Annotated in this window: 4 protein-coding genes; all 4 read right to left on the reverse strand. The window is 70.7% G+C overall.

The features are described from left to right. Window positions 1-23 precede the first annotated feature (23 nt). Window positions 24-812 (reverse strand): trehalose-phosphatase, encoded by a 789-nt coding sequence (otsB, locus tag VAE46_RS07750; protein ID WP_322796354.1) that lies wholly within the window; start codon window positions 810-812, stop codon window positions 24-26. Next, window positions 806-2,275 carry a trehalose-6-phosphate synthase gene (locus VAE46_RS07755; protein WP_322796355.1) on the reverse strand — a complete coding sequence of 490 codons (1,470 nt, stop codon included), beginning with the start codon at window positions 2,273-2,275 and terminating at the stop codon, window positions 806-808. The genes otsB and VAE46_RS07755 overlap by 7 nt, the downstream gene beginning before the upstream one ends. Window positions 2,276-2,360: 85 nt before the next feature. Beyond that, window positions 2,361-3,239, reverse strand: coding sequence for a MaoC family dehydratase (locus VAE46_RS07760; protein WP_322796356.1), 879 nt, complete (start codon window positions 3,237-3,239; stop codon window positions 2,361-2,363). A 154-nt stretch (window positions 3,240-3,393) separates the two neighbouring features. Further along, a complete protein-coding gene (locus tag VAE46_RS07765) occupies window positions 3,394-6,099 on the reverse strand; it encodes a valine--tRNA ligase (protein ID WP_322796357.1) in 2,706 nt (901 codons plus the stop codon). Window positions 6,100-6,314: the final 215 nt, after the last annotated feature.

Below are 6,314 nucleotides of genomic sequence, written 5' to 3' on the forward strand. Positions count from 1 at the left end.
ACCTCCAACCTCCCACCTCCCCCCTACACCCCCAGCGCCCGCGCCAGCGTCTCCAGCACCTCCAGCACCTCCGCCGGCGACCCCACCACCAGGTCGGCAAGCTCCACAATCCGCGGCGGCGTCTCCTTGCCGCCTGAAACGCCGATCAGCAGCACGTGCATCCCGCTCTTCCGCGCCAGCTCCAGCGCTGCCTCGAACATCGCCACATCCGTCGCGTCGTCCCCAATCGCGAGCAGCGACTTCGCCCGGTAGCGCCGGACCAGCGCCGTGAGCGCCACCCCCTTCCCGGCCTCCGCATCCGGCAGCACCTCGAGCACCATCCGGCCATCGCGCAGGCGCAGCCCCTCCGGCAGAGTCGCCAGCGCCGCCCGCAGCGGCCCCTCGAGGTCGGGCGCCTTCCGGTAGTGGAAAGCCGTCGAAACCGCCTTCCGCTCGATGTGCAGGAACGAACTCGGCACCGCCGTAATCACCTGTTGCTCCACCCGTTCCAGCGCCGCGCTCAGCGCCACCCGGTCCACCCCCGGGATGAGCGGGTCATCGAACGACGCCTCCAGCCCGTGGCTCCCGACCACGTCCACGCCCTCCACCGGTACCATCCGCCGGGCCGTGTTCAAATCCCGCCCGGTCACGACCGCCACCCGCACCTTCTGCGCCAGCCGGTCGAGCACGGCCAGCGTGCCGGCGGGCACCCGTGCCTCCGAGGCGTTCGCCACAATCGGCGCCAGCGTCCCGTCCAGGTCCGAGGCCACAAGCAGCGGTCCGCGCGCCGCCGCCAGCGCCTTCACCCGCTCGATCGCTTCGATGGTCAGCATGCCTCCTCCAGGTCGCCCAGGAACCGCTCCCCCCACGAGCGGGCGTCGCGCTCCCGGACCAGGTGAATCAAGCGGTCGCTGATCCGCACCGGCCGCCCCTCCAGGGCGGCGATCAGCCCCTCCACCATCGACTCCTGCCGCAGCGGGTCGACCCCCACCAGCCCGTCCTGCCCGTCGCCGCCGAACACCCGCGTCACGCCGGCATCCACCCCCGCCAGCACCACCGCCCGCTCGTCGGCTGGCCGCAGCGATTGCGCGACCGCCGCCTGCAGCGGCACCAGGTTCATCCCGTCGGCCAGCGACGACGTGAAGACCACATCGGCATCCCGCTGGAGCGCCACCACGTCCTCCCAGCCCACGCTCGCCCGCACCTGCGTGAACGGGCAACCGACCCAGTACGCCGCCTCGCGCGCGCGGGCTGCATCGCGCTCCAGCTGCCGGTCCAGCGCATCGTACGCCTCCACACCTTCCCGCGTCGGCGAAGCGATGCCGATGTAGGCAAAGCGGAGCCCCTGCCGATACGCCTCCGCAATCGCCCGCAGCCGCTCCGGGATACCCTTGGTGAAGTCGCCCCGCTCCAGGCCGACAACCACCGGCAGCCCCAGCTCGCGCGCCTGCCGCACCCGTGTCGCCACCCTGCCGCGCCGGGCTGCTGTCAGCACCTCCTCGGGGTCGATCCCGACCGGGTAGGCCCCCACACGGACCCGGCGTCCGCCGACTTCGAGCCCCCCGTCCGCCTCCCGCGCCCCGCACAGCTCACTGGCGGCAGCCACGAATCGCTCCACATCCGCCGGCGTCTGCAGCCCTACAAGGTCGGCCCCCAGCATTCCCTCAACGATGGTGCGCAGCCGCGCGCAGACCTCCGGCGAAAGGTACGGCCGCACCACATCGAGCGCGGGGAACGGAATGTGCAAAAAGAAGCCGATGCGCCCGCGGTAGCCGCGCTCGCGCAGCATCGCCGGCACCAGCGCCAGCTGGTAATCCTGCACCCAGCAGGTCTGTGCGCCGTCCTCCTCGCAGGCGGCCTCCGCGAACGCCCGGTTTACCAGCACGAACGATTGCCACCCTGCCGACGAGGGCGGCTGCGGCGCCGGGTAGTAGCCCGTCAGGCGCGGCAGATCGGCCCGCACGAGGTGGAACAGCGGCCACGTGAAGCTGTTCGCGACCTCCCCGTAGTGCCCCTGCCAGGTGGCCGAACCGAAGAACAGCCGCCGGTGCCGCAGCGGCCCCCGCGGCGTCTCGAGGATCTCGTAGCCGCGGGCATCCACCCACTCCCGGTCGAACCGCCCCATGCCGACCCCGATCCAGGTGGTCCCTTCGCGGCCGTCCCACGGCTGGATCACCGGGCGCACCGCCGCCAGCAGCCCCCCGCTCGAGGCGGTCGAGGGCGAATCGGCCCAGCGGGGCGCCTCGTGGTCGAGGAAGGCACGGTTCGCCAGGATGAGCTGCGCGCGGGCCGTCATCTTTCCAGTAGGCACCATCGCGACCCGCGAGATCAACCACCGCCGGCGGTGGCCGCCGCCTAATTGCGATGCTTTCGCAACCCCCTCACACCAGCAGGGCGCTCGCCGTCCCCGCGATCGTCTTCGTCCCGTCGTCCTTTTCGGTCCAGACGTCGAGGTGGGCGCGCTGCCGGGCGCCCTCCGGGGTGACCGCCCGCACGACGCCCCGGGCGGTGACCGCTTCGCCGCCCCAGAGCACGTTCACGAGGTTGAGGCTCATCCGGCCCCCGGCCAGCCACCCCAGCCCGAACCGCTTCGTTAGCAGCTCCGAAATCCAGACCGTGCTCAGGGTGCCCTGCACCACCACATCGGGGAAGCCGAGTTTCCGGGCCTCCTCCGGGTCATTGTGATAGTTCCGCTTCGGGCCGCTGAAGGCCATGCAGCGGTCCAGGTCCGCCACGTGCCGCACCGGGTCGAGCACCTCCAGCGGCTCGCCCTCGGGCTCCGCTGCCCGCGGCGGCCGGCGCTGCGCCTGCTCCCTGCCGACCACCTCCTGCCCCTCGGGCACATCCAGCAGGAACGACTGGTGACACCTCCCCCGCGCCGCCATCACGTTCTCGCCATCGAAGATGCTGAATTCGAGCACAACCACGTCCCGGTCCTTCCGGATGTACCGGTCGACCACCATCCCGTGCGTCCAGAGCGGCGTGCCCACCGGCAGCGCGCGGAACAGCTCCCACTCCTGCCGGATGTGCAGGTTGCCGTACAGCTTCGGCAGGTACCAGTCGCGCAGCCGGAAGGTGTACTGCTCCGAATGCAGCAGCAGCGCCGGCAGGAGCGGCCCACCCAGCGGCGAGGGCCCGGTGTACCACGGGTGGTCATCGCCGGTGGCCGCGATGTACTGCGCCACCATCGCCGCATCGCCCGGGTACTCGTGCCGCCCGACGTACTTGCCCACGTACACCGAATCCGACGGGTTCGTCATCCCGGTGCCCTCCGCGCAGGATGCCCGGATTCTACGCTTCCACGCCGGACGTCTCAGGACGGCTTCGCACGCCGGACGGCCCGGCAACACAGCCATCGTTCGATTTCGCCACGTCAGGCGGCAGCACGGACCTCTCGTCAGTCTCCCACCCGCTTCAGCCCAGCGCGGACAGCCGCTCCCGCAGCCCGGCCACCCGCTCGCGCGTTTCCGCCGCGGTCCGCTCCATCCCGGCCACCACGTGCGCCGGCGCCTTTGCCCGGAAGCCCGGGTTGCCCAGCTGGCGCTCGAGCCGCTCGAGGTGCGCGTTCGCCTCGGCCAGCTCCTTCTCCAGCCGCGCCCGCTCGGCCGCGGTATCCACCTGCGGCAGCGCTACCGCCACCTCCGTATCGGCCACCCGCCCGAAGGCCCACTCCCCGGCCGGCAGCTCCGCATCCGCAGGAGCGACCTCCAGCTCCACCCGCGAGGTGAAGGCCGTGGCTGCCGCAGTCGCCGCCAGCGCCTCCCGGTACGCCCCGGCTCGCGCCACCACCCGCGGCCGCGCGCCAGCCTCCAGCCGCTTCTCCGCGCGGATGTTCCGGAGCACCCGGTTCACTTCGATGACGTGCTCCAACGCCGCCTCGGCTGCCGGGTCGCTCCAGTTGCCGCCGCTCTTCGGGAACCATGCCACAATCAGCTGCGGCGCCATCTCATCATCGATGTGCCCGCGCAGCGCCTGCCAGAGCTCCTCGGTCACGAACGGCATGAACGGGTGCAGCAGGCGCAGGCTGTGGTCGAGCACGTGCGCCAGCACCGCCAGCGGCCGCTCGTCGCCTGCGTTCAGCCGCGGCTTCACCATCTCGATGTACCAGTCGCAAAACTCGCCCCAGGCAAAATCCTGCACCCGCCGCGCGCACTCACCCAGCTGGTAAGCGCGCAGCAGCGAATCCGCGTCCCGCTCCAGCCCCTCGAGCCGGGAGAGAATCCAGCGGTCCTCCAGCGCGTATGCCTCCCGGTCGAGCGGGTGCGGGCGCTTCACCCGGCGCGGCCCCAGCTTCATCAGCACGAACCGTGCGGAGTTCCAGAGCTTGTTCGCGAAGTTCCGCGCCGCCTCCACCCGCTCGTCGCTGTAGCGCTGGTCCTGCCCGAGCGTCGCGCCGGTCAGCATCGCGAACCGGAACGCATCGGCCCCATAGCGCTGCACCACCTGAAGCGGGTCGACCACGTTCCCGCGCGATTTCGTCATCTTCTCGCCGTGCTGGTCGCGGATCAGCCCGTGGAAGAGCACCGTGCGGAACGGCACCGCACCCTCCGGCCCCCGCTCCCGCATGTTGTACAGGCCGAACATGATCATCCGGGCGCACCAGAAGAACATGATGTCGTAGCCCATCTGCATGTCGGTCGTCGGGTAGAAGTAGCGGAGGTCCTCGGTGTCATCGGGCCAGCCGAGGTCCGCGTGCGGCGCCAGCCCCGAGCTGAACCACGTATCGAGCACGTCCTCATCCTGCCGCAGCGAACCCCCGCACTCCGGGCAGCGGTCGGGGTCCTCCACCTGGCAGATCGTGTGACCGTTTTCGCAGTACCACACCGGGATCTGGTGCCCCCACCACAGCTGCCGGCTGATGCACCAGTCCCGGATGTTCTCCATCCAGTTCAGGTACACCCGGTCGAACCGCTGCGGCACGATCCGGATGCGCCCCTCCGTGACCGCCCGGATCGCATCGCCCGCGAGCGAATGCCCCGGCGCGTACTCCTTATTCACCGCGACCCACCACTGCTCGCTCGGCAGCGGCTGCACCACCGTCTTGCACCGGCTGCAGTGGCCGACGCTGTGGGTGTAATCCTCCACCCGCTCGAGGAAGCCTTCATCCTCCAGGTCGCGCAGGATCGCCGCGCGCGCCTCCTCTACCGTCATGCCCGCATAGGGGCCGGCCTCTTCGTTCATCCGCCCCTTCAGATCGATCGCCACCACCACCGGCAGGTCGTGCCGCTGGCCGATCTCCCAGTCGTTCGGGTCATGCCCCGGCGTCACCTTCACCGCGCCGGTGCCGAACTCCATCTTCACGTGCTCATCAGCGACCACCGGGATCTCCCGGCCGATAATCGGCAGCAGCAGCATCCGCCCGATGCGCTCCTCGTAGCGCGGGTCGTCCGGGTTCACCGCCACGCCGGTGTCGCCCACCATCGTCTCCGGCCGGGTGGTGGCCACCGTCACGTAGTCGGGCAGCGGCATGCCGCCCTCCCCCACCACCGGGTAGCGCAGGTAGTAGAGCTTCGAGGGCACCTCCTGGTAATCCACCTCGAGGTCGCTCAGCGCGGTCTCGCAGCGCGGGCACCAGTTGATCATCCGCAGGCCGCGGTAGATCAGCCCGTCGCGGTACAGGTTCACAAAGGTGGTCCGCACCGCTTTCACGATCTGCGGGTCGAGCGTGAACACATCCCGCGTCCAGTCGGCGCTGGCGCCCAGCTTCCGGTGCTGGTCCGCGATCCGGCTGCGGTACTTGCGCACCCACTGCCAGGTGCGTTCGATGAACGCCTCCCGTCCAAGGTCGTGGCGGCTGAGCCCTTCCTTCGCCAGCTCCTTCTCGATCACGTTCTGGGTGGCGATGCCGGCGTGGTCTTCCCCGGGCAGCCAGAGCGTCGGCTCGCCCTGCATGCGGTGCCAGCGCACCAGCGCATCGGTGATCGCGTCCTCCAGCCCGTGTCCAAGGTGCAGCTCACCCGTGACATTCGGCGGCGGCATGATGATGCAGTACGGCTGCTGCCCCGGGTCGATCCGCGGCCGGAAATACCCGGCCTCCTCCCACATCCGGTAGATCCGCTCCTCCACGTTCGCCGGCTCGTAGGCAGGCGGTAAAACCGTCCCCGGCGTTTCCGTCGTCATCGCAGCTACCCTGTGCCGAAGTGCGCCGGCGCGAACCGCGCCCGCTGGTCCACCAGTGTACCAATCCCCCGGCCACGGGCACGGCCGCCCGCCCGCGCCCTCAGCTGGCCAGCGCTAGCCCCCTCCCCGGTGCCCGGCGCAGCGGCGACACCGCGAACGACGGCCCCAGCCCGCCCAGCTCCACCTCGACCAACGCCGCTCCGCGCGCCGCGCCA

The organism is Tepidiforma sp. (assembly GCF_034433535.1).
Lineage (GTDB): Bacteria > Chloroflexota > Dehalococcoidia > Tepidiformales > Tepidiformaceae > Tepidiforma.

What these genes read in the sequence shown, in the direction of transcription:
- VAE46_RS07760 (WP_322796356.1), bottom strand. Translation starts at nt 3,239, where the DNA reads ATGACGAACCCGTCGGATTCGGTGTACGTGGGCAAGTACGTCGGGCGG.
- otsB (WP_322796354.1), bottom strand. Translation starts at nt 812, where the DNA reads ATGCTGACCATCGAAGCGATCGAGCGGGTGAAGGCGCTGGCGGCGGCG.
- VAE46_RS07765 (WP_322796357.1), bottom strand. Translation starts at nt 6,099, where the DNA reads ATGACGACGGAAACGCCGGGGACGGTTTTACCGCCTGCCTACGAGCCG.
- VAE46_RS07755 (WP_322796355.1), bottom strand. Translation starts at nt 2,275, where the DNA reads ATGACGGCCCGCGCGCAGCTCATCCTGGCGAACCGTGCCTTCCTCGAC.